The sequence below is a fragment of the Xanthomonas hortorum pv. cynarae genome, assembly GCF_002939985.1.
Taxonomy (GTDB): Bacteria; Pseudomonadota; Gammaproteobacteria; order Xanthomonadales; family Xanthomonadaceae; genus Xanthomonas; species Xanthomonas hortorum_D.
On record NZ_MDFM01000011.1, the window covers coordinates 85,179 to 108,867 of the forward strand.

At 66.7% G+C, this 23,689-nt stretch carries 18 protein-coding genes; all 18 read left to right on the forward strand.

What is annotated here, in order from left to right; genetic code table 11:
• Positions 1 to 55 precede the first annotated feature (55 nt).
• The gene (locus tag XcyCFBP4188_RS09705) at positions 56 to 433 is read left to right on the forward strand and encodes a DUF3088 family protein (RefSeq protein WP_167393523.1); all 378 of its coding nucleotides are present in this window, start codon (positions 56 to 58) and stop codon (positions 431 to 433) included.
• A gap of 109 nt (positions 434 to 542) precedes the next feature.
• Positions 543 to 1,601, forward strand: coding sequence for an MsnO8 family LLM class oxidoreductase (locus XcyCFBP4188_RS09710; RefSeq protein ID WP_104592009.1), 1,059 nt, complete (start codon positions 543 to 545; stop codon positions 1,599 to 1,601).
• Positions 1,602 to 1,683: 82 nt separating this feature from the next.
• A complete protein-coding gene (locus XcyCFBP4188_RS09715) occupies positions 1,684 to 3,027 on the forward strand; it encodes an LLM class flavin-dependent oxidoreductase (RefSeq protein WP_104592010.1) in 1,344 nt (447 codons plus the stop codon).
• Positions 3,028 to 3,038: 11 nt separating this feature from the next.
• Positions 3,039 to 4,256 carry a M20 aminoacylase family protein gene (locus XcyCFBP4188_RS09720; protein ID WP_104592011.1) on the forward strand — a complete coding sequence of 406 codons (1,218 nt, stop codon included), beginning with the start codon at positions 3,039 to 3,041 and terminating at the stop codon, positions 4,254 to 4,256.
• Positions 4,253 to 4,798, forward strand: a complete 546-nt coding sequence (locus XcyCFBP4188_RS09725) for a GNAT family N-acetyltransferase (protein ID WP_104592012.1) — start codon at positions 4,253 to 4,255, stop codon at positions 4,796 to 4,798. Before XcyCFBP4188_RS09720 ends, XcyCFBP4188_RS09725 begins: the two co-directional genes overlap by 4 nt.
• Positions 4,795 to 6,546, forward strand: coding sequence for an amino acid ABC transporter permease/ATP-binding protein (locus tag XcyCFBP4188_RS23560; protein ID WP_104592013.1), 1,752 nt, complete (start codon positions 4,795 to 4,797; stop codon positions 6,544 to 6,546). The genes XcyCFBP4188_RS09725 and XcyCFBP4188_RS23560 overlap by 4 nt, the downstream gene beginning before the upstream one ends.
• A 145-nt stretch (positions 6,547 to 6,691) precedes the next feature.
• The gene (locus XcyCFBP4188_RS09735) at positions 6,692 to 7,663 is read left to right on the forward strand and encodes an ABC transporter substrate-binding protein (RefSeq protein ID WP_006453054.1); all 972 of its coding nucleotides are present in this window, start codon (positions 6,692 to 6,694) and stop codon (positions 7,661 to 7,663) included.
• A gap of 380 nt (positions 7,664 to 8,043) precedes the next feature.
• Positions 8,044 to 8,631, forward strand: coding sequence for an RNA polymerase sigma factor (locus XcyCFBP4188_RS09740; protein ID WP_074056193.1), 588 nt, complete (start codon positions 8,044 to 8,046; stop codon positions 8,629 to 8,631).
• A gap of 2 nt (positions 8,632 to 8,633) precedes the next feature.
• The gene (locus XcyCFBP4188_RS09745) at positions 8,634 to 9,617 is read left to right on the forward strand and encodes a FecR family protein (RefSeq protein ID WP_104592014.1); all 984 of its coding nucleotides are present in this window, start codon (positions 8,634 to 8,636) and stop codon (positions 9,615 to 9,617) included.
• 145 nt (positions 9,618 to 9,762) lie between these two features.
• A complete protein-coding gene (locus tag XcyCFBP4188_RS09750; protein WP_218972680.1) occupies positions 9,763 to 12,531 on the forward strand; it encodes a TonB-dependent receptor in 2,769 nt (922 codons plus the stop codon).
• A gap of 11 nt (positions 12,532 to 12,542) precedes the next feature.
• A complete protein-coding gene (locus tag XcyCFBP4188_RS09755; protein ID WP_233397260.1) occupies positions 12,543 to 14,678 on the forward strand; it encodes an acylase in 2,136 nt (711 codons plus the stop codon).
• Positions 14,679 to 14,760: 82 nt separating this feature from the next.
• A complete protein-coding gene (locus tag XcyCFBP4188_RS09760) occupies positions 14,761 to 15,237 on the forward strand; it encodes a hypothetical protein (RefSeq protein ID WP_023905845.1) in 477 nt (158 codons plus the stop codon).
• Between the two features lie 138 nt (positions 15,238 to 15,375).
• Entirely contained in the window at positions 15,376 to 16,632 is a 1,257-nt protein-coding gene (locus XcyCFBP4188_RS09765) for a dipeptidase (RefSeq protein ID WP_104592017.1), read from the forward strand.
• Between the two features lie 470 nt (positions 16,633 to 17,102).
• Entirely contained in the window at positions 17,103 to 18,413 is a 1,311-nt protein-coding gene (locus tag XcyCFBP4188_RS09770; RefSeq protein ID WP_006453044.1) for an MFS transporter, read from the forward strand.
• A 25-nt stretch (positions 18,414 to 18,438) separates the two neighbouring features.
• Positions 18,439 to 19,608, forward strand: a complete 1,170-nt coding sequence (locus XcyCFBP4188_RS09775) for a glycerate kinase (RefSeq protein ID WP_046932546.1) — start codon at positions 18,439 to 18,441, stop codon at positions 19,606 to 19,608.
• Between the two features lie 340 nt (positions 19,609 to 19,948).
• Complete coding sequence (locus tag XcyCFBP4188_RS09780) at positions 19,949 to 21,139, forward strand: sugar diacid recognition domain-containing protein (protein WP_104592018.1); 1,191 nt, start codon at positions 19,949 to 19,951, stop codon at positions 21,137 to 21,139.
• Between the two features lie 139 nt (positions 21,140 to 21,278).
• A complete protein-coding gene (locus tag XcyCFBP4188_RS09785; RefSeq protein WP_006453041.1) occupies positions 21,279 to 23,027 on the forward strand; it encodes a sensor domain-containing diguanylate cyclase in 1,749 nt (582 codons plus the stop codon).
• A 137-nt stretch (positions 23,028 to 23,164) separates the two neighbouring features.
• Positions 23,165 to 23,557 (forward strand): DUF2628 domain-containing protein, encoded by a 393-nt coding sequence (locus tag XcyCFBP4188_RS09790; protein ID WP_006453040.1) that lies wholly within the window; start codon positions 23,165 to 23,167, stop codon positions 23,555 to 23,557.
• The last annotated feature ends 132 nt before the right edge of the window (positions 23,558 to 23,689 follow it).

A 23,689-nucleotide genomic window follows, 5' to 3' on the forward strand; every position in this document is an offset into this window, starting at 1 on the left:
AACACCACGCATCGCCTTGGTGTCGATGCTTCCACGTAGCGAGGACGCCACCCCCATGTCTGCTTTGTCCACGTCCGATCTATCGACGTCCAAACCGATCTTGTTGTTGCTGGAACACGATTTCGAAGATCCCAGTTTTGCCGGGCAGCGGTTTTTCTGTCGGCATGGCTTGTTGCTGGAAGGCGCGCTGTCGGGCATCGATGGATTGCGCGACCGGCTGGAAGTGCGCCGGGTCGGCTTTCCGCGGCCGCGTCGCGATGTGATCGGCCTGGTCGGCGAGAGCGATCAATCGCTGCCCAAGCTGGTGCTGCCTTCCGGTGTGCACAGCACCCATGCAAGCGGTGAGCACGCCACACGCCAATACGTCTCCGGCAGCGAACCGATCCTTGCCACGTTGGCGGAGTTGTACGCGATTCCGCAGCTGCATCCCTGACAACCGGCGCCAACACCTGGGCAATCGATCGCAACGCGCTCGAACTCACCCACGCAATCACCGACACGTCGCGCTGGCGGCAGTCCTCTTCTTCCAACGCGGCAGGGCCATGAGCTATCTCCTCAGCATTCTCGACAAGAGCTACATCCCCGACGGCGGCACTGCGGCGCAGGCGCTACGCGATAGCGTGGCATTGGCGCAGCTGGCCGAAGCGCTGGGCTATCACCGTTACTGGTTTGCCGAGCATCACGCCACCACCCAACTGGCCAGCCCTGCACCGGAAGTGCTGGCGGCTTATGTGCTGGCGCAGACCGCGCGTATCCGAGTCGGCACCGGCGGGGTGATGTTGCGTCACTACGCGCCGTACAAGGTGGCCGAATTGTTCAACCTGCTGGCCACGCTGGCGCCGGACCGCGTGGACCTGGGCGTGGGCAAGGCACCGGGCGGTTTGCCGGCCTCCACCCGCGCGCTTGCCGATGGCCGCCTGGGCACGGCCGACTTTGCGCGGCAATTGACCGATCTGGAAGGTTTTCTGTCGAACACGCTGCCGGCGGAGCATCCGCATGCGGCGGCCATTGCCACACCGCACCCGGCGCAGGCGCCGCAGCGCTTTTTGCTCGGTGCCAGCCCGGAAAGCGCCACCCTGGCTGCGCAATTGGGTTGGCAGTTCGTCTATGCCGGTCACTTCGATGGCGACCACGCGCATATCGAACGGGCCTTCGATGCGTATCGGCGCGCCAGCAGCTTGCAGCCGTTGCTGGCGGTGGTTGCGTTTGCCGCGCAAACGGCCGAAGCGGCCGCGCAGCATGTCGGTGCGTTGCGGCTGTATCGCGTACAGCTCGGTGCCGGGCAGAGCGTCAACCTGCCCAATCCGGAAGCCGCTGCCGAATACGCGCGCCAGGTGGGCGTGAGCGATTACCGGCTGGAAGAACTGCGCCCCAGCGTGTTGTCCGGCACTGGCGAGCAGGTGCACGCGCAGTTGGAACTGCTGCATCGCCGCTTCGGCGTGGGCGAGTTCGTCATCGATGCACCGGTGGCCGATGCACAGGCACGCCGTACCTCGCTGGAATTGCTCGCACGTAGCGCACCACACACGGCTGCACTGAGCGTCCGCGATGCAGCGACTCGCAGCGTGGCGCAACCCATTGCCGAGCACGCATTGTCGTGATGCTGATGCCCAAGCGCGCGGTCAGCGCCGCACTGCCATCGACCGCGCTACCGAAGTCCCCTATTCCACAAGGATTGCCGCGATGAGTACCACGCCACGTCCCATTCCCTTCGGCATCATGTTGCAAGGCGCCGGTGGTCATATGAACGCCTGGAAGCACCCGTCCGTGCCTGCCGATGCCAGCGTCAATCTGGCGTATTACATCGCCATCGCACGCAAGGCCGAAGCCAGCGGGATCGCGTTCGCCTTCGTCGCCGACGGGCTGTACATCAACGAGAAATCGATTCCGCATTTTCTCAATCGTTTCGAACCGATCACCATCCTGTCGGCGCTGGCCACCGCCACCACGACGATTGGTTTGGCCGGCACCTTGTCCACCTCCTACAGCGACCCGTTCACCGTGGCGCGGCAGTTCGCCTCGCTGGATCTGATCAGCGGCGGACGTGCCGGCTGGAACGTGGTGACCTCGCCGCTGGAAGGCTCGGCACGCAACTACAGCCGCGCCCATCCCGAGCATGCGCTGCGCTATCAGATTGCCGACGAATACCTGGAGGTGGTGCAGGGCTTGTGGGATTCGTGGGACGACGCTGCGTTCGTGCGCGACCGCGTGGGCGGTGCGTTTTTCGATGCAGAAAAGTTCCGTCGTCTCGACCACAAGGGGCGCTTCTTCCAGGTCGAAGGGCCGTTGAACATCCAGCGCTCGCCGCAGGGGCAGCCGGTGATCTTTCAGGCCGGCGCTTCCGACGATGGCATCGGCCTGGCCGGCAAATATGCCGATGCGGTATTCACCCATGCGCCGTCATTGGAAGACACGCGTGCGTTTACGCAGCGAGTGAAGAATGCGGCGATCGCGCATGGCCGTAGCGCTGCCGACGTCAAGATCTTTCCCGGTATCGGCCCCATCGTCGGCAACACACCGGAAGAGGCCGAAGCCAAGTACCAGCAGATCGCCGCACTGGCCGATATCGACGAGGCACTGGCGTATCTGGGGCGCTTTTTCGATCACCACGATTTCAGCCAGTACGCCCTGGATGCGCCGTTCCCGGAGCTGGGCGACATCGGGGCCAACAGCTTCCGCTCCACCACCGACAAGATCAAACACGATGCGCGCATGCAGGCATTGACGCTGCGTCAGGTGGCGTTGGAAGCGGTGAGCCCGCGGCCGCAGTTCATCGGCACCGGCGAGCAGGTGGCCGACGCGTTGATCCGTTGGTTCGATGCCGGCGCCAGCGACGGCTTCATTCTTGGGTTCGCGGTGCAGACGCAGGGCCTGGACGATTTCGTGGCGCAGGTGTTGCCGGTGCTGGAAGCGCGCGGCTATTTCCAACGCACGCCGCCAGGGGTGACGCTGCGCGATCATCTTGGGTTGCCGTACAAGGCCAGCCGTTACGCGCCAGTGGCCGATGCCGCGCGCAAAGCCGGTTGAGAGAGCAGGCCATGTCCGTGTTGTCGGCACGCACCCATCCGCATCCGTCCATCCGCATCGCCGCGTTCGCCGAAGAAGCGATCGCGCTGCGGCACGACTTCCATCGTCATCCGGAGCTGGCGTTCGAAGAACACCGCACCAGTGCGCGCATTGCCGGGCTGTTGTCGGATTGGGGCTACACCGTCACCACCGGCGTCGGTGGCACCGGTGTGGTCGGCACGCTGGTGCGCGGCAGCGGCACGCGCCGGCTGGGCCTGCGCGCCGATATCGATGCCTTGCCGATCACCGAGGATTCCGGGTTGGACTATGCCAGCGGCACGCATGGCCTGATGCATGCCTGCGGACATGACGGCCACACTGCGATCCTGCTGGCGGCCGCGCATTACCTGGCCAAACACGGCCGCTTCGACGGCACCTTGCAGCTGATCTTTCAGCCGGCCGAAGAAACCGGCTCGGGTGCGACGCGCATGCTGGCCGATGGTTTGTTCGAGCGTTTTCCGGTCGATGCGATCTTCGGCCTGCACAACTGGCCCGGCGTGCCGGCCGGGCGGCTGGGCTTTGTCGATGGTCCGGCGATGGCCTCGGTGGATTGGGCGTCGATCCGCGTACTCGGCAAGGGCGGCCATGGTGCCGAGCCGCAGACCGGGGTGGATTCGGTATTGGTGGCCGCGCATCTGATCACTGCGTTGCAGAGCATCGTTTCGCGCAATGTGGACCCGCGCGAGATGGCGGTGATCACGGTCGGCTCGATCCACGGCGGCAAAGCCGCCAATGTGATCCCCGACAGCGTGGACTTGAAGCTCACCGTGCGCGCGTTTCTGCCGCAGGTGCGCGAGACCCTGCGCCAACGCATTCCGGCATTGGCCGAAGCGATCGCCGCCAGTTTCGGCGCGCAGGTGCAGATCGACTTCCCTTTGGGATTTCCCAGTGTGATCAACCATGCCGCCGAAACCGCATTCGCCCGCGACACCGCCGTGGAATTGTTCGGCGCCGATGGCGTGGTGGCCGGGCTGGCGCCGCGCACTGCGAGCGAGGACTTCGCGTTCTTGCTGCAGCAGCGCCCAGGGAGCTTTTTGTTTGTCGGCAATGGCGATAGCGCCTCGCTGCACAGCCCGCGCTATGTGTTCAACGATGCGGTGATCGCACCGGCCGCCAGCTACTGGGTGCGGCTGACCGAGCGCTTTCTCAGCATCGAGGCGGACGTCACTGCACAGCGGGCACTGGCATGAGCGAGCAGTTCCTCTACACCTCCGTGCACGACCCGCGCGCGCAGCCGCTGTTCGTTGGCCTGGAGCGCGAATACAGCAACCGCTATCACGATGTGATCCGGCGTATCGGCGGCAGTGCGCGCGATGAGTTGCTGCGCTACCCGGCCGAAGCCTTCGCCTCGCCGCACGGTGCCTTCGTGCTGTTGCTGCGCGATGGTCAGACCATCGGCGGCGGCGCGTTCATGCGGCACCACGATGCCGATACCGCCGAGTTCAAACGCATCTGGACGCGCGACGATCTACGCCGCCAGGGCATCGCGCGGCGCGTGCTGGAAGAGCTGGAAGCCCAGGCGATACGACAAGGGTACCGGCGCGTGTATCTCACCACCGGCTTCCGCCAACCCGAGGCTGTGCACCTGTATCTGACCCACGGCTACGCGGCGCTGTACGACCAGCAGGCCGATCCGGAAACCGTGTTGCACCTGCCGTTCGAAAAGCACTTGCCGGTGCCGCTGCCGGTGCGCGCGCTGCGGCCTTCTTCCCTTTCGACGCAGACGCCATGAGCAGTCAGACCCTCCCCGAACTCGACCGCCGCACCGCCGCAGCCACGCGCGAGCAACGCAGTGCACCGCGCATCGTGCCGGCCCGGCATCCGTTGCAGACCGGCGGCACGCTGGTGGCGATCCTGCTGATCCTGGCGGTGCTGCAATCGGTGCTCGGCAACCCGCGCTGGGGCTGGGACGTGTTTGCCGAATGGTTCTTCGCCGAACCCGTGCTGGCCGGGCTGGGCCGCACGCTGCTGCTGACTGCACTGGGCACGCTGTTCGGCTTTGCACTGGGCACCGTGCTCGCCCTGGCACGCGTGTCGGGGTCGCCGTTACTGGCCGGCGTGTCGTGGGGCTATGTGTGGTTGTTCCGCTCGATCCCGCTGCTGGTGCTGCTGTTGCTGCTCAACAACCTGGGCTATCTCTACGCCACCATCAGCCTCGATGTACCGTTCACCGGCATCACGCTGTTTTCGTATCCCACCACCGCGTTGATCAGCCAGTTCGCTGCCGCAGTGCTGGGCTTGTCGTTGAACCAGGCCGCGTTCTCGGCAGAGATCATTCGCGGCGGCATTCTATCGGTGGATCAGGGCCAGTTCGAAGCCTCTGCGGCATTGGGCTTGCCGCGCGTTCGGCAGATCCGACGCATCGTATTGCCGCAGGCGATGCGCACCATCTTGCCGGGCGCCTTCAACGATGTGATCAACCTCGCCAAGGGCACCTCGGTGGTCTACATCCTGGCGTTGCCGGAGCTGTTCTACACCATCCAGGTGATCTACCGGCGCAACCTGGATGTGGTGCCGCTGCTGATGGTGGCCACGGTCTGGTACCTGGTGATTCTCACCCTGCTGTCGTTGCTGCAGGCGCAGGTGGAACGTCGCTTCGCACGCGGTGCATTGCGCGAACTGCCCTCGCGCCGCCGCGCCTGGTGGCAGCGTTCGGCCATTGCAGCCACGCAGCCGGTGGCGGCCGTCGATGCCGTTGCCGATGCGGTGGCGGTGGGCCGCGGTGCGGTGGTCAGGATCCAGGGTGTGACCAAGCACTACGGCGAGCAGCGCGTGCTCGATGCGGTGGACCTGGAGCTCCCCGCCGGCAGCGTCACCGCCATCATCGGCCCGTCCGGCGCGGGCAAGTCCACGTTGCTGCGCACCATCAATCATCTGGAACGCGTGGATGCCGGGCATGTCACCGTCGATGGCGAATTGGTCGGCTATCGCCGCGTTGGCGACAGCCTGCACGAACTGCGCGAAGCAGAGATCCGCCGCCGCCGCGCCGACATCGGCATGGTGTTCCAGAACTTCAACCTGTTCCCGCATCTGACCGCGCTGGAGAACGTGATGGAAGCGCCGATCGCGGTGCGCGGCATCGCGCCCGAACAGGCGCACCTGCAGGCGCAGGCGTTGCTGGCCCGTGTGGGTCTGGCCGACAAGCTGGATGCGTATCCGCGTCAGCTCTCCGGTGGGCAGCAACAGCGCGTGGCGATCGCGCGCGCGCTGGCGCTGCGGCCGAAGGTGCTGCTGTTCGACGAACCCACCTCGGCGCTGGACCCGGAGCTGGTCAACGAAGTGCTGGAAGTGATCGAAGAGTTGGCGCGCTCGGGCACCACGCTGGTGATCGTCACCCATGAGATCGGCTTTGCGCGCCGCGTGGCCGACAGCGTGGTGTTCATGGAACGCGGCCGGGTGGTCGAAGCCGCGCCACCGGAGCGCCTGTTCCGCGCGCCGGCGCATCCGCGTACCGCCGAGTTCCTGGCCAAGGTGCTGTGAGTGCGCGCCGCGCTGCAGCTTGCGTGCCGGGCCATCGCGCGCTGATGACGGGCGGTTCAAGCAACGCCTTTCCGCACATCGCGTTTGCGGGCACCACCGGTTCAAGCGCGACTTTTCCAAGTAGCACCTTCTCAAGGATGTCCGCATGACCCAGCCCCCCGCGTCCCGCCGCCGCCTGTTCAACATTGCCGCCATCGTGGTGGTGCTGGCGATCGGCATCGCTGCGATCCTGTTGACGCGCAAGCCGGCCAATGAGGCGCAGGCCACCACGCGCAAACCCGCCGCCACCGAACTGCCGCCGCTGCAGGCACCGCCGGACCAGGCCGCCATCGCCCTGCTGCCGGCCGGCCATCGCTTCGTCAAACCCGGCGCGCTGACCGTGGCCACCGTGGCGGCAGCGTTGCCGCTGGGCGACTACGCCGCCGATGGCAAGCAGGTGATCGGCGTGGAGCCGGACATCGCGCGTCTGGTCGCGACCGCGCTGGGGCTGCAATTGAATCTGGTGCCGGTGGCATGGGCGGACTGGCCGCTGGGGCTGGAATCTGGCAAGTACGACGCGGTGATCGCCAATGTCACTGTCACCGAGCTGCGCAAGCAGAAGTTCGATTTTTCCAGCTACCGCTACGACCTGCTTGGCATCTACACGCGCAGCGATGGGCCGATCAAACAGATCACCCGACCCAGCGATGTGGCCGGGTTGAAGGTGGTGGTGGGCGCCAGCACCAATCAGGACCAGATCCTGCGCCACTGGGATGCGCGCAATGTCGCGGCGGGACTGAAACCGGTGGAGTTTCAGTATTTCGACGATGCGGTGGTGGGGCGGTTGGCGGTGATCACCGGGCGCGCCGATGTCTCGTTCGAGCCCAATGCCACCGGCGCCTATGCCGCGCGCGACGGCAAGGTGCGCCGGGTAGGGCTGTTCCCCGGTGGGTGGCCGCAGGCGGCGGCCATTTCGGTGACCACGCGCAAGGGCAGCGGCCTGGCCGAGGCGATCACCCAGGCGATCAACGTGCAGATCGACAGCGGCCTGTATGCCAAGGCGCTGGCGCGCTGGAACCTGGCCGAAGAAGCGGTGCCGCGTTCGCAGACCAATCCGCCGGGGCTGGGCGAGTTGTAGCGCGCGCCTCATGCCTGGCGGCAGGCGTATGGCGCCTGCAAAACGCAGCGGTTTCAGGTTTTCGGTTCGGCGTGGCTGCGCACCTTATACGTGGCGCATGCCGGCACGCGCGCGATCGCGTGGCCGCCGCTCCGCATCGCGCTCCCTCGACACTCGGAGAACGCACGCAGCGTGGCCGGCCTGGCAGACAGCGCGTACAGCCGCACACGCCGCAATCGCTGCGCGGGTAGCGCCACAACGCCACCCCACCCGTCAGACGCAATGGCGGATCCGCGCCGCTGATCCATCGTTGAGATGGGAGCAGGGGATCGGCTCGACACTCGGAGAATGCAATGACGTCCTCACCCCAGCGTGCTGGCACCGCACAGGCCGCGCCCTAGATGCCGGCCATCGATTCCCAGCGCGCCGCCTGGCTGGCGACGCAGATCCTGCCGCACGAGCCGGCGCTGCGGCGCTGGCTGCGCAAGCACGCGCCCGGCAACGTCGATTGCGACGATGTCATCCAGGAAACCTACGCCATCCTGGCCGGGCTGGGCGAGGTGGCCCATATCGCCAACCCGCGCGCCTATCTGTTCACCGCCGCGCAGTCGGTGCTGTTGCAGCAGGTGCGCCGCGCCAGGATCGTTTCGATCGAAAGCGTGGCGGAAATCGAGCGCCTGGACATCACACAGGACGAGCGCTCACCCGAGCGCCACGCCATTGCCGGTCAGGAGCTGCGCCGTATCGGCGAAGCGCTGTCGGCACTGCCGGACAAATGCCGCCAGGTATTTCTGCTGCGTAAGGTCGATGGACTGTCGCAGCGCGAAATCGCCGCGCGGCTCGGAATCAGCGAGAACACCGTGGAAAAACACATCGTGAAGGGATTGCGTTTGCTGATGGCCCGCATGGGCCGCACCCGCGTCTGCGCACCGGCCGCCGCACACGATGCGCTGCCCACGCGCCTCGCCGACCCGCAACGCGGCAGCTGAGCATGCGCACCATCGACGACATTGCCGCCGCCTGGGTGGGACGCGAGGACGGCGACCGGCTCACGCCGGCCGAGCGCGTACAGCGCGACCGTTGGTTGGCCGAAGACGTGCGCCATCGCGGTGCGTATGCACGTGCGCACGCGGTGCATCTGCATTTCGATCGCGCGCGTGCGTTGGGCCAGGGTTTTACCGCCGAAGCGACGCAGGCACGGCGCATGCATCGACGCGCCACCTGGCTGGCCGCACTCGCTGCCAGCGTGGTCGCTGCGGCCACCGGCATGCTGGCATTGCAGCAGTCCGTCCCTGGACATGGCGCGCCGGGCAATGCAGCGCCCGGTAGCGGCCATCACCTCACCCGCATCGGCGAGGTGCTGCGGCTGCCGCTGGCAGACGGCTCGGCAGTGACGCTGAACTCCGGCTCGGAAGTGGTGGTGGAATACCGCGCCGACCGGCGTCAGATCCAGCTGCTGCGTGGCGAGGCCTTGTTCGACGTGGCCAAGGACCGCCATCGCCCGTTCGTGGTGATGGCGGCCGGCTCGGAAGTGCGCGCGGTCGGCACCAGCTTCAGCGTGCGCCGCCGCCAGGACGATGCAGTCAAGGTCCTCGTGCGCGAAGGCACCGTCGAAGTGGATGCCGACCAGCGCGCACCGCAACGGGTGGCAGCCAACATGCTGGCGATGGTCAGCCCGACGCGGGCAGTGCAGCTGCAGCCGCTGGATGCGCAACGCGTGCAGCAGTTGCTGGTCTGGCGCGACGGCATGATCGCCTTCGATGGCGACACGCTGGCGCAGGCCGCGGCCGAATTCGCTCGCTACAACGACATGCGCATCCTGATCGACGACCCCGCGGTGGCGCGACGCACTGTGGTCGGCCTGTACTCGGCCAACGATCCGGAAGGCTTCGCGCGCTCTGTCGCACTGAGCATGGGCCTGCAGATCGAACGCACCCGTGGCGGCATCCATCTGCGCGGGGCAATCGCGCAGTGATGCGGATCGATCGGCAGCGCTGCCGCCAGCACCTGCGATGTCCATGGCGGAAAAGCGGCGGCGACGCATCCAACACACAGGGGAGCCAGACAGCAACGGTGACAGCGATCAAACAGCGGCGCACGCGCGCCCGCGGAGAACAGTGATGCAGGCAGCAACAAGGCGTTTGAGCAAGGCCATCGGCACGGCCGTGGCGATGATGGCAGCGGGCCATGCGTTGGCCGCCTCACCGCAGGGGCGCACGTTCTCGCTACCGGAGAGCAACGCGGTGGTGGCATTGCCCGAATTCGCGCGGCAGGCCGGCGTGCAGATCGTGGCACCGGGCGAATATCTGCAGCAGGTGCGCACGCCGGCCGTGCAGGGCACGCTGGAATCGCGAGTAGCGCTGCGGCAATTATTGACCGGCACCGGCTTGAGCGTGGTCGAAGACGACGGCGAGCGCATCACGCTGGCCTCGGCGCAGCCGATGACCGCCGCCTTGCACGGCCATCCCGGCGTGGGCTATGCACAAGTGGACGCACCCGCCGCCGCGCCGCCCGCAGACGCGGCAGTCGGCAATCTGGATGCGGTGGTGGTCACCGGCGCGCGCGGCGTGCAACGCACCGTCACCGAAAGTCCCACCCCGATCGATGTGATCGGCGCGGCAGAACTGGAAAAGACCGGCCGCCCGGGCCTGCTGTCGGCGCTCAACGATCTGGTGCCCTCGTTCAATGCGCCGGCCAAATCCGGCAACGGCACCTCGTATGTGATCGCCACCGGCGGGCTGCGCGGGCTCAACCCGGATCACACCCTGGTGCTGGTCAACGGCAAGCGCCGCCATCGCACCGCCAGCATCAACATCGCCGGCATCGTCGGGCGCGGTTCGGTGCCGGTGGACATGAGCCTGATCCCGGTCTCGGCGGTGGACCACATCGAAGTGCTGCGCGACGGCGCCGCCGCGCAATACGGCTCGGACGCGATCGCCGGCGTCATCAACATCCTTCTCAAATCCGATGCCGACGGCGGCAAGGCCGACATCCTGTGGGGCCAGAACATCGACCGCGCCGATGGCGACAGCAGCAGCGCCAGCATCGGCAAGGGCCTGGCACTGGGCAGCGACGGCTTCGTCTATCTGGCCGCCGACGCCCGCTATCAACAGACCTCCAACCGCGCAGTGCCGGTGGCCGACAATTACCGGCTGTACTACCCGGTCAACGGCCAGCCGGACCCGCGCGAGGCCGCCGCCGACCGGTTGATCACGCGCAACTTCGGCCAGCCCTGGCAGAAGGGCGCCAACCTGTCCTACAACGCCGAACTCGGCCTGGGCGGCGACCTGCGCGGCTATTCCTACGCCACCTACAGCCGCCGCCTGAGCGACCTGGAATGGTCGTTCCGCAATCCCAACGCCAACAACACCCTGCAGGAGATTTACCCGGACGGGTACAGCCCGCGCCTGCGTATCGACGAGACCGATTACGAGTTCACTGCCGGCATCAAGGGCCTGTGGGGCGAGTGGGATTGGGACCTGGCCACCAGCTACGGCAGCAACGCCTCCGAACGCGACGGGCTGCACACGCTCAATGCCAGCCTGGGGCCAACCAGCCCCACCGCGTTCTATCTAGGCCAGCTGACCTCCACCGACTGGACCACCAGCCTGGACATCACCCGCGGCCTGCAACTGGCCGAACGCCCGCTGCAGGTATCGCTGGGCGTGCAGCACCGCTACGAAAAATACCAGATCCAGGCCGGCGAGCAGGCGGCGTATGCGGCTGGCGACTACGTGTTCCCGGCCGGCCATCCGCGTGCCGGGCAGGCGCCGCCGCCCGGCGCGCAGGGTGCGATCACCTTCCAGCCCGACGAAGCCGGCAGCCTGCATCGCAACAGCGGCGCGGCCTATGTCGACCTGACCTGGGACGTGGCCGACAACGTGTCGCTGGGCCTGGCCGGCCGCTACGAGCGCTTCGACGATTCGGCCGGCGATACCGCGGTGGGCAAGTTCACCGCGCGCTGGGCCATCACGCCTACCTTCGCGCTGCGGGGCGCGGCCAGCACCGGCTTCCGCGCGCCGGCATTGGCGCAGGCCTTGTACGCGGCCACCAACAGCAGCTGGCGCACGCTGGATAACGGCGATCGCGAACTGTTCCTGGCCAAGACGCTGCCGGTGGATTCCCCCGCCGCGCTCGCACTCGGCGCCGAACCGCTGAAGCCGGAAGAATCCACCAACGCCAGCATCGGCTTCACCTACAACCCCCGCCGCGCGCTCAGCCTCACCGTGGACGCCTACCGCATCGATCTGGACGATCGCATCGGCATGACCGGCTACATCACCGGTGCGGCGATCACCGATCTGCTCACCCGCGCCGGCGTGTCCGGGGTCGACAGCGCGCAGTACTTCACCAACGCCATCGACACCCGCACCGAAGGCGTGGACGTGGTGGCCACCTGGCGCATGGAGGCCGGCGACTGGGGCCAGGTCAACTGGAACCTGGGCTACAACTACAACAAAACCGAGATCACCCGCATCGCCGACAACCCGGCCGCGCTGGACTCGCTGGGCGCCGGCTACGAATTGTTCGACCGCGCCTCGCGCGGCTATCTGTCGCGTACCCCGCGCAGCAAGTTGTTGCTGGGCGGCAATTGGGTAATCGGCGGGTTTGCGCTCAACGTGCGCGTCAACCGCTTCGGCAGTTTCGACGTGCTGGAAAACAACCCGGCCAACGACGAGCACGTGCCGGCCAAATGGATCACCGATCTGGAGGCGTCCTACGCACTGTCCGATCGCATCACCTGGACGCTCGGCGCCAACAACCTGTTCAACCAATACCCGAAAAACATCGGCGTGGTCGCCAGTACCGGTAGCGGTTTCTATGTGACCAGCGTGCCGTATGGCTTCACCGGCGGGTCCTATTACACCAAGTTGACGTACACCTTTTGAGGAGTGATCCAGTGCCGCAATTGTCTTTGATGCGGGTGCGTTCGCGCAGCGCTTTCACCTACGCAGGGTTGCTGTTGATCGCGCTGGCATGCGCCCCGATGGCGGTACTCGCCAGCAGTGGTAAAGACACAGGCGAGATCCTGTGGGACCACTACGGCGTGCCGCATGTCTACGCCAAGACCGAGGCCGGCACCTTCTACGGCTTCGGTTGGGCGCAAACGCACAGCCACGGCAATCTGCTGCTGCATCTCTATGGCGAAGCGCGCGGCCGCGCCGCCGAATACTGGGGCGACAAATACGCCGAACAGGATCGCTGGCTGGCCACCAACGATGTCTACGCGCGCGCGCAGCAGTGGTACCGGCAGCAGGATCCGGGCTTTCGCGCCGATCTGGACGCATTCGCGCAAGGCATCAACGATTACGCCGCCGCACACCCGGATGCCTTGGACGCAGAGGTCAAGGTGGTGCTGCCGATCACCGGCATGGACGTGGTGGCGCATGCGCACCGGCTGATGAATTACGTCTACATCGCCTCGCCTGCAAAAGTGCTGGGCGAGCCGCCCAAGGACGGCCAGGCCCGCGACGGCTCCAACGCCTGGGCGGTGATGCCCAAGAAGACCCGCGACGGCCACGCCATGCTGCTGGCCAACCCGCATCTGCCGTGGGGCAGCGGCTTTTTCACCTATTACGAAGCGCATCTCAACGGGCCGGGCGTCGATCTGTATGGCGCCACCCAGGTGGGCCTGCCGATCCTGCGTTTTGGTTTCAACAAGCAGCTGGGTTTCACCAACACGGTGAATACCTTGCTCGGCCAGACCACCTACAAACTCACGTTATCGGGCGATGGCTATCTGCTGGACGGCAAGGTGCTGCCGTTCAAGCGTGAGACCAAAACGCTGAAGATCCGCCAGGCCGATGGCGCGCTGAAGGAAGGGGCGCTGCAAATTCGCCAGAGCGTGCATGGCCCGGTGTTCGAGCGCTACGACGGAGCCACCGTGGCGCTGCGCGTGGCCGGCCTGGATCGCCCCGACATGCTCAAGCAGTACTGGGACATGGGCAAGGCGCAGGACTTTGCGCAGTTCCAGCGCGCGCTGAAACAGCTGCAGGTGCCGATGTTCAACATCGTCTATGCGGACAAGGCCGGCAACGTGCTGTTCCTGGACAACGGCATCCTGCCCAAGCATGCGCAGGGCGATTTGAAGTATTGGAGCGGGCTGGTGCCTGGCGATACCGCAGCCACGTTGTGGCGCGAGGTGCACGGCTACGACGAGCTGCCCAAGGTGATCAACCCGGCCGGTGGTTTCGTGCAGAACACCAACGACCCGCCGTGGCTGGCGAGCTGGCCGCGCGTGCTGGAACCGAGCGCATTTCCCGCGTATGTCGCACCGGTCGGGCCGATGTCGCTGCGTGCGCAGAACTCGGTAAAGATGCTGGCCGAGCACGACAAGATCGACTTCGACCAGTTCGTCGCGCTCAAGCGCACCGCGCAGGCGCTGGCGGCCGATCGCACGTTGCCGCAGCTGTACGCTGCCGCCGCAGACAGTACCGACCCGGACATCCTCGCTGCGATCAACGTGCTCAAGGCCTGGGACCGCCACTTCGAAACCGACAGCCGCGGCGCGTTGTTGTTCGAGGAATGGGCGCGCTTGTTCACCGGCGATGCGCGTTACCTCTCGCAAGCCGGCTACGCCACGCCGTGGTCGTTGGCCGCGCCATTGACCACACCCAGCGGCTTGAAGGACCCGGCGTTGGCGCTGCGTCAACTCAAGCAGGCCGTCGCCAGCACCAAGAAGACCTATGGCGCGATTGATCGGCCCTACGGCGAGGTGTCGCGCTTCCATCTGGGCGAGGTCGATGTGCCTGGCCGCGGCGGTTTCGGCAATCTCGGCGCGTTCGATGTGATCACCTGGAACCCGCCCAATGCCGATGGCCAACGCCTGCCGCAACACGGCGAAACCTGGGTCTCGCTGGTGGAGTTTTCCACGCCCATCAAGGCCAAAGGCTTGATGAGTTACGGCAATGCCAGCCAGCCCGGCTCGGCACACATCAGCGACCAGCTACAGCTGCTATCCAAGGGCGAGTTCCGCACCTTGTGGACCACCCGCGAGCAGGTCGAACAACACCTGGAATCACGCACCGACTTCTGATCATCGCCTTCCGACGATGGCCCCACCTGAAGCCGCCACCCGGCATCACCGCCTGACATCCCAGCATCCAAGGACACTGCCCATGCGCACCTTTCTGACCACCGCCTTGTTCGCCATCGCAACGCTGACCGCTACCTCCACCGCATTCGCGGCCGATCCGCACGATGGCGCCTGGACGTTGGTGGAATCCAAATCCAACTGGAGCGACGGCAAGTTTCCCAAGGGCATGCGCCTGACCATCAACGTGCAGTTCTCCGACAACCGCATCGAATACCACTCCATCAACACCACTCGCCCGGCCACCCCGTACAAGGTCGATTACGTCACCACGCTCGATGGCAAACCCAGCCCACTCAACGAGCAGGCGCGCTTCAACCAGATCGCGGTGAGCAAGACCGGTGCCGATACCTACCAGATCCTCAAGATGAAGGACGACGACGTGATCGTGGGCGAATTCTGGACGTTTTCTGCCGACGGCAAGACGCTGATCCGCAATGGTGTGGGCAAGTCGCCGGAAGGCAAATCCAAGGCCTATCACGAGTTCTTCGAGCGCAAGTGATGCGTTGTGCGTGGTCGCAGGCGCTGATGTCTGCGACTGCGCATCGCGGCGCGCCGCGCCGCGCCCCGCGTTCTGCGCAGGGATCGGCCGATCCCTGCGCGGCTATGATCGATCCACCCCCACCTTCTGCGAGCTGTCATGACCCTGCACCGCCTGTGCACCGCCATCTTCCTGAGTCTGGCCGTGGCCGCACCCAGCCACGCGCTGGAATTTTCCAAGGCCGAGCTGGCGCGTGCCACCGCCTTGCAACAGCGTCTGGTCACGCTGGATTCGCATCTGGATACGCCGGCCAATCTGGAGCGCCCGGACTTCGACGTGTTGCAGGCGCATGCCGGCAACCGGCTGTCGCAGGTGGATTACCCGCGCATGCTCGCAGGCGCGCTGGATGGCGGCTTCTGGGCGGTCTACACCGGGCAAGGCGATCGTAGCGCGGCGGCGCATTTGCGCGACCGCGATGCCGGCCTGCAGCGGCTGTTGAAGATTCACACCCTGCTGGCCGCGCAACCGCAGCAGTTTGCCTTCGCCACCACGCCCGCCGATGCCGCGCGCATCAAGGCCGATGGCAAGCGCGTGGTGTACATCAGCATGGAAAACGCCAGCCCGCTGGTGGCCGACCCTACGCTGCTGCGCTTCTATTACGCGCAAGGCCTGCGCCTGATGAGCACCGTGCATTTTCTCAACAACGAGTTCGCCGATTCGGCCACCGACCCCAAGGGGCCGGAGTGGAAGGGCTTGAGCCCGGCCGGTAAGCAACTGGTGCAGCAGGCGCAGGCGCTGGGGATCGTGATCGATCAATCGCACGCCTCCGATGCGGTATTCGACCAGTTGATTGCGCTATCGCCGGTGCCGATCGTGCTCTCGCACAGCGGCGCGCGTGCGGTCTTCAACCATCCGCGCAATATCGACGACGCACGCTTGAAGGAGTTGGCCGCGCATGGCGGCGTGATCCAGGTGAACTCTTACGGCGGCTATCTGGTCGACAGCGGCGCCAGCCCCGAGCGCAAGGCCGCCGAAAAGGCGTTGACCGACCAGTACGGCGGTTGGGAACACGTCAAGATCGCCGACGGCACCGCCCTGAGCGCCGCACTCAAGGAGCTGGATGCACGCTACCCGATCAAGCGGGCGACCGAAGAGGATTTCTTCGCCCATCTGGAGCATGTGCTCAAGCTGGTCGGGCCCGAGCACGTGGGCATCGGCATGGACTGGGACGGCGGCGGTGGCGTGGTCGGCCTGGAAGACGTCTCCAAGCTCCCGCGCATCACCGCCTGGCTGCTGCGCAAGGGCTACACCGAACAGCAGATCGCCGGCATCTGGGGCGGCAACCTGTTGCGGGTGATGGGCCAGGCGCAGGCGTATGCGGCGGGGAATCGGGAATCGGGAGTAGGGAATCGGTAGGGCGGGTTGTGCGGGGATTCGGGAGTCGGGATTTGGGATTCGCAAAGCCAAGGCGGTCTACCGTGCGGGTGCGGGTGCGGGTGCGGGGTGCTGCGTCGGCTCGGCGGTATGGGGTATCCGCGCGTTGCCGCACTGGCTTCTCTGCCGGACGGGCTGACCGGGTGACTGGAGTGCACCGGCGCTGGCCGTCAGCCAGACGGTGACCTGGCCGGGCGGCCGTCGCCTTATTGGGCCGGCCAGCCCTGCATCCAACAGCATGATCGCCGTGGCGTTTTTCCTGGCCCGGCACGCGCCGAGCGTGCCCCCGATGGAAGTTGGGCATTTGCACAAAAACTCACACCTGCCTGCCCGCAAACAGGCAGCACCCTGACGATGCTTCCGGGAAAACGCTCAATCTAGAATGCGCCGACCCCCGAGTGTGGCGCCGCCGCGCCGGGCACCGGTGGGCCCACCGACTGCTGGAGCGTGCGATGACCCAAGCCTCCCGGCCCCTGCCGCCCCCCGACGGCATGCGCCCGACCTACCGCAAGATCCTGTGGCGGCTGATCCCGTTCCTGTTCGTCTGCTACCTGTTCAATTACCTGGACCGGGTCAATGTGGGCTTCGCCAAGCTGCAGATGCTCGGCGATCTGGGCATGAGCGAGACCGTGTACGGGCTGGGCGCAGGCATCTTCTTCATCGGCTATCTGGCTTGCGGGGTACCGAGCAATCTGATCCTGCAGCGCATCGGCGCGCGCCGATGGGTGGCGATCATGATGGTCAGCTGGGGCCTGCTCTCCACCTGCCTGATGTTCGTGCGCACCCCGGCCGGCTTCTACACCCTGCGCTTGCTCACCGGCGCTGCCGAGGCCGGCTTCTTCCCGGGCATCGTGCTGCATCTGACGCGCTGGTTTCCGCGCGCCCAGCACGGCCGGGTCATGACCGTCTTCATGTCGGCCATCCCGATCTCCGGGGTGCTGGGCGGGCCGTTGTCGGGCTGGATCCTCAGCCACTTTTCGGCTGGGCAGGGCGGTTTGGCCGGTTGGCAATGGATGTTCCTGCTGCAAGGCCTGCCCACGGTGCTGCTGGGCATCGGGGTGTGGTTCCTGCTCAGCGATGGCGTGCAGCAGGCGACCTGGCTGGACACGCAGGAAAAACAGGCACTGACCCGCGCGCTGGCAGACGACGAAGCACGCAAGCCGGCCGGTGCCTCCACCTCGCTGGGCGCGGTGCTGCGCAACCCGGCGGTATGGATGCTGGGCACGGTGTACTTCTGCATCCAGAGCGGGGTGTATGCGATCAACTTCTGGCTGCCCTCGATCATCCAGGGCAGCGGCGTCACCGACCCGACCCGGATCGGCCTGATGAGCGCCATCCCGTATCTGGCCGCAGCGGTGTTCATGGTGTTGATGGGCCGCTCGGCCGACCGTCGTGGCGAGCGTCGCTGGCATCTGGTGATCCCGTTGCTGATGGGCGCAGCCGGGCTGTGCATCGCCGCCAGCGTCACCGACAACCTGGCGCTGGCCCTGTTCGGCATGACCCTGGCCACAATGGGCGCGGTCAGCGGGCTGCCGCTGTTCTGGCCGCTGACCAATGGCTTTCTCACTGCCGCCGCCGCGGCCGGCGGGCTGGCGCTGATCAATTCCACCGGCCAGGTTGCCGGCTTCGTCAGCCCGTATCTGGTGGGCTGGATCAAGGACACCACCCACAGCACCGAGCTGGCGCTGTACGTGCTGGCCGGCGCCATGCTGCTGGGCGCCGCGCTGGTGCTGCGGGTGCCGGCGCGCGCGGTGAACCAGTGATGCGCCCATTCAAGCGAGTGTCCCCATGAAGATCGTCATCGCCCCCGATTCCTACAAGGAAAGCCTGTCCGCGCTGGAGGTGGCCACCCAGATCGAGGCCGGCTTCCGCGAGGTGTTCCCTAACTGGCACTACACCAAGGTGCCAGTCGCCGATGGCGGCGAAGGCACGGTCGACGCCCTGGTTTCCGCCACCGGCGGGCGGGTGATCGCTTGCACGGTCAGCGGCCCGCTCGGCACCCCGGTGCCGGCATTCTTCGGCCTGACCGGCGACGGCCGCACCGCCGTGATCGAGATGGCCGCCGCCAGCGGCCTAGCGCTGCTGCCACCGGCCGAACGCGCGCCGCTGCGTACCAGCACCGCGGGGGTGGGCGAGTTGATCCTGGCCGCGCTGGATGCCGGCGCGCGGCGCTTCATCATCGGCATCGGCGGCAGTGCCACCAACGACGGCGGCGCCGGCCTGGCGCAGGCCTTGGGCGTGCGGTTGCTGGATGCGCAAGGCGCGCCGATCGGCCCAGGCGGCGGCGCGCTGGCCGCCTTGGCGCGCATCGAGACCGAAGGCCTGGACGTGCGCCTGCAGGACTGCCAGTTCGAAGTGGCCTGCGATGTGGACAACCCGCTGATCGGCCCCACCGGCGCTTCGGCAGTCTTCGGCCCGCAGAAAGGCGCCACGCCCAGCATGGTGCGTCAGCTCGATAGCAACCTGCAGCATTACGCCAACCTCCTGCAACGCGACCTCGGCGTGCAGTTGCACGACCTGCCCGGCGGCGGTGCGGCCGGCGGCCTGGGCGCGGCGTTGGTGGCGTATCTGGGCGCGCAGCTGCGGCCCGGCGTGGAGATCGTCGCGCAGGCGCTTGGGCTGGATGCGCTGGTCGCCGATGCCGATCTGGTCATCACCGGCGAAGGCCGTCTGGACAGCCAGAGCCTGCACGGCAAGACCCCGGTGGGGGTGGCGCGGGTGGCGCAGCGGCACGGCAAACCGGTGATCGCCATCGTCGGCTGCCTGGGCAACGGCGCCGCGCTGCTGCATGGCCATGGCATCGATGCGATGTTCGCAGTGGTGCATCGCGCCTGCACGGTGGAGCAGGCGCTGGCCGAAGCCGCCAGCAACGTGCGCATCGCCGCCCGCAATGTGGCGGCGACGTTGCAGGTGGGCAGCGCGTTGGCGCAGGTGCCTGCAGTCGGAGAAGGCCGCTGACGGCAGCGCACGGATGCCTCACGCCGGCCCTCCTCGTGCCTGCCCCACTGCAGCCCATCGGCGCGCGCGACATGCCTGGCGCCTGCAGGGTGACGGCGCGACGCGTTGCCGGCGTGACTGCCACCGCTTCCGGGAAGTCGGCTGCTCACTCACGACGGGTGCGCAGCGCGCCGCATCTTCGCCTGACGCATCCGAATCGAACCCCGTGCGGCACAGGCTGTCAGCAACGGCGGTAGAAGCACCGCCGCCGCACCATGCACAGTCACACCCATGTCGAACATGCACGCGCCGACCATGGCACCGTGATCTCCCTCGTTCGCGTCAACAGACCCCCAAGCCCATGCTCACGCTCGACCGCACCCTGGCGCAGTCCATCGTCGACCGCGCGATGACCATCATCGACGGCAACGTCAATGTGATGGACCACACCGGCGTCATCATCGCCAGCGGCGAGCCGGCGCGCATCGGCCAGTTACACGAGGGCGCGCTGCTGGTGCTGTCCCGACAGGGCCGGGTGGAGATCGATGCGGCGCTGGCGCAGCAACTGGATGCAGTGCGGCCGGGCGTGAATCCGCCGCTGATCGTGGATGGCCGCATCGTCGGCTGCGTCGGGCTCACCGGCGACCCGCAGCGGATCGGGCAACAGGCCGAACTGGTGCGCATGGCCGCCGAAGCCATGCTGGAACAGGCCGGCCTGCTGCGCCTGCTGGCCCGCGACGCGCGCCTGCGCGAAGAAGTCACGCTTGGCCTGATCCGCGCCGACGGCCCGACCCCGGCACTGGCCGGCTGGGCCGAGCGGCTCGGCATCGCGCTCGACCTGCCACGCGTGGCCGCCGTGATCGAAGTGGAAAGCGACACCCTGGATCTGGATGCCATGCTGGTGGAGCTGCAGCGCCTGCACACGCTGCTGTCCACGCCCGAACGCGGCAACCTGATCGCCGCCACCGCGCTCAACGAACTGGTGGTGCTCAAGCCGGCGCTGGACCGCCGCGGACACTGGGACGTGGGCGAACAACGCCGCCGCGCGCACACCTTGCTCGAGCGCATGCGCGCCAGCAGCCCGCTGCGGATCCGTCTCGCCCTGGGCCAGTATTTTCCGCAGCCCAACGGGCTGGCGTTGTCGCACCAGGTCGCGCGCACCACCATGCGCATCGGCAAGGCGCGCGCGCCGCAGGCCGATGCGTTTTTCTACGACGACTATCGCTTGCCGGTGCTGGTGGACGACCTGCGCCAGGCCTGGCAGGCCGATGAACTGCGCAAGCCGCTGCAGGCCCTGCTGGCACAGGAACGTCGCAGCCAGTTGTTGAATACCTTGTCGGCCTGGTTCGGCGCCGGCATGCGCATGGCGCCCACCGCCAAGGTGCTGGGCATCCATCGCAACACGCTGGATTACCGCATGCAGCGCATCCAGCAACTGTGCGCGGTGGACCTGAGCACTACCGACGATTGCATGCGCCTGTATCTGGCCTTGCAGATGCGCGACGACCGCGCCGCCACCGAGGCGAAGACGGACGCCAGCGTCACCGACTGAGGTGGCGCAACGGCCGCAGCGTCGGCGCACGCGCGCGTACCTGTGCGATAGCGCACGGAACCTCGCATCGCCAGTCCCTGCCAGGTATGCCCACTCCGCTAGACTGAACGCATTGCCCGGGGCACGAGCGAGCTTTCCGTTGAATCAGTGCGACACCGCCGTGTCATCCACCGCCAGCGAGGCCGAGCGCCTTGCGCGTCTGGCGTTGTTGCAGGTGGTCGACACCGACGCCGAACCGTTCTTCGATGCGCTGGCCGCCGCCGCGCAGGCGATCGCCGGCACCCCGATCGCGCTGGTGTCGCTGGTGGACGAGCGCCGGCAATGGTGGAAGGCCAATATCGGCCTGCCCGGCGTCTCCGAAACCCCACGCGAACTGGCGTTCTGCGCCTACACCATCCAGGGCGATGCGGTGATGGAAGTGCGCGATGCGCCGGCCGACCCGCGCTTCTGCGACAACGCCCTGGTCACCGAATCGCCCGCCATCCGCTACTACGCCGGCGCGCCGATCGTGCTGCCCGACGGCTTGCGCATGGGCACCGTGTGCGTGATCGACCAGCGCCCGCGCGCGCTGGAGCCGGCGCAGCTGCAGGCCTTGCAGCAGTTGGCCAGGGTCGCCGCCGAAGGCCTGGAGCAGCGCCGCGTGATGCTGGAACGCCAGGCCGCCAACGAACAACTGCAACAGCGTGTGCGCGAGAGCGAGGCGTTTCTGGAACGTACCGGCCGGGTCGCCGGGGTGGGTGGCTGGGAAGTGGATGTGGCCAGCGGCACCCTGACCTGGTCGGATCAGACCTGCCGCCTGCACGATCTGCCTCCGGGCTACAAACCGACCTTGAACGAGGGGATCGGCTTCTACCCGCTGGAGGCACGCGCGGTGATCACCGAGGCGGTCGACGCCTGCGTGCGCGACGGCACGCCCTGGGATCTGGAGCTGCCGCTGATCAGCGCCACCGGCCGGCGCCTGTGGGTGCACAGCACCGGGTCGGTGGAGCATGTGGACGGACGCACCCGCCTGATCGGCGCAGTGCAGGACGTGACCGACCGCCATCGCGCAGTGGATGCGCTGGCCGCCAGCGAACGCAAGTTCCGCAACATGTTCCAGTACAGCCTGGGCCTGATCTGCACCCACGACATGGACGGCCGCCTGATCAGCATCAACCCGGCCGCGGCACGCTCGCTCGGTCGCCAGGTGGAGGGCATGGAAGGCCGCGCGTTGCAGGAGTTCGTGCGCCCCGAGCGGCATGCCGCCTTGCAGGGCTATCTGTCGCGCATGGTGCTCGACGGCCAGGATGCCGGGGTGATCGAGCTGGTCGCCAGCGACGGCAGCCTGCGCCACTGGCAGTACCGCAACGTGCTGGATATCGACTCCGAGGCCACCATCGTGCTGGCGCATGCCCAGGACATCACCAACCAGTACCAGCAGGAAAAACAGCTGCTGGAATGGTCGTTCACCGACCCGCTCACCAACTGCTACAACCGCCGCTTCCTGGACGAACTGGACAAGCGCGACCCCAGCGTGCGCTGGGGCTGCATCGTGGTGGATCTGGACAAGTTCAAACTGGTCAACGACACCCATGGCCACCAGCGCGGCGACGAGGTGCTGGTGCAGATGGCGTGGTTCCTCAACCAGCCGCTACGCACCCAGGACCGTCTGGTCCGGCTGGGCGGCGATGAATTCCTGGTGCTGCTGCACCAGCCCACCCAGCTACAACTGGACGCCCTGGCGCGCGACTATGTGGCCGCCAGCGCCGACGCACCGATCCAGTTCACCCTGGGCACCGCCTTGCGGCATGACGGCGAAGCGCTGGCGGCGGTGGTCGATCGCGCCGACCGCTCGCTGTATGCGTTGCGCCGGTCACGCCGTGGCAGCGGCCTGAGCGACCAGCGCTAGGATCGATAAGCGGCCGCACTGGCCCGCGCGGCCAAGCTGACTGATCCGCCACCAGATCAAGGCCTGGAGCGCTGAAACGCGTGCCGATGAATACGCGATCGCCTATCATGTAACCGTTTTCAACTACATGGTTTGGAATGGACACCTTCGATCGCACCCAGCTCAGTCCCAAGTGGCAGTTCCGTTTCGATTTCTTCGACCGTCACGGCGGCCCCAAGGAGCCGGCCTACAAGGAGGCGCTGAAGACCCTGCCGTTTGGCGAAAAGGTCAAGGTCGGCATGAACTTCTATGCCTTCTTCTTCGGCGTCATCTATTTCTTCATCATCGGCCTGTGGCGCAAGGCGTTGAGTCTGATCGGCATCAGCCTCGTGCTGAGCATCGTGGCCTCGTTCCTGCCGGCCGCGTTTCAGAATGTGCTGTGGCTGCCGCTGTCGTTGTTGACCGGCATGATCGCCAACTATGCCTACTACCTGGACAAGGCCAAGGGCAGCACCAGCTGGAACCCGTTCGAAGGTATGCGCTGGATCTGAGCAACTGCGTCACCGGCGCGTCGGCCCCTCCCGCCGCCACGCCAGCGTCGCCCGGCCCGGTCACTGACCGGGCTTTTTTATGGGCAAGCTGGAGCGCACGCGGCTACGCCGTGCGCTCACCCAGAAACCGAG